The sequence below is a fragment of the Flavonifractor sp. An92 genome (genome assembly GCF_002159175.1).
Classification (GTDB): Bacteria; Bacillota; Clostridia; order Oscillospirales; family Oscillospiraceae; genus Pseudoflavonifractor_A.
Genome location: NZ_NFGZ01000060.1, coordinates 1 through 512, shown reverse-complemented (window position 1 = coordinate 512; position 512 = coordinate 1). Strand labels below are relative to the sequence as shown.

The following is a 512-nucleotide window of genomic DNA, read 5'->3' as shown; positions in this document are numbered from 1 at the left end:
TGGCTCAGGCCCCGGCGAAAGTATTCCTGCTGGTATGTTTCATCGGCACGGAAGTTATAGTAGGCCGTCTCGGTGGCCTTGGTCAGCCACTGCCGGGGATCGTCCTCCGGGCTGTGGTCCCAGCCCTCCGGCAGGTCGGCAGGGCGGAACTCCTCCGGCTGGATGGAGAGGGTGGAGAGAAATTGGTAGTTGAGCTCCACCAGCTTTTCCGGCTCCGTCTTGCTCAGGTTGGTGATGTACAGGGCGTGGTTGTAGTCCCGAAAGGCGTCCCAGTAGTCCTCCCAGGTCATATTGTTCTCCCGCAGCCAGCCGTAGGCTTTGAACTGACTGCGGGTGAGGATGATGTCCACACTGCGGACAGGGTGCGCCTTGCCCCAGATGTCCACAATGCTCTGGGTGCCGCTGCGCTTCAAAAAGTCCTTGAAATCCACCTGATGGAGCATCCCCTTGATGTAGGGCATCCGAATCTGGAAGGAGGTGTGAGTGTGGCTGCCGCAGCAGGCCTTGTCCAC

Annotated in this window: 1 pseudogene; it reads right to left on the bottom strand. The window is 59.8% G+C overall.

Annotation, left to right across the window (positions count from 1 at the left end):
• Positions 1–512: pseudogene (locus tag B5G43_RS16880) on the bottom strand (hypothetical protein); the annotation flags it as partial.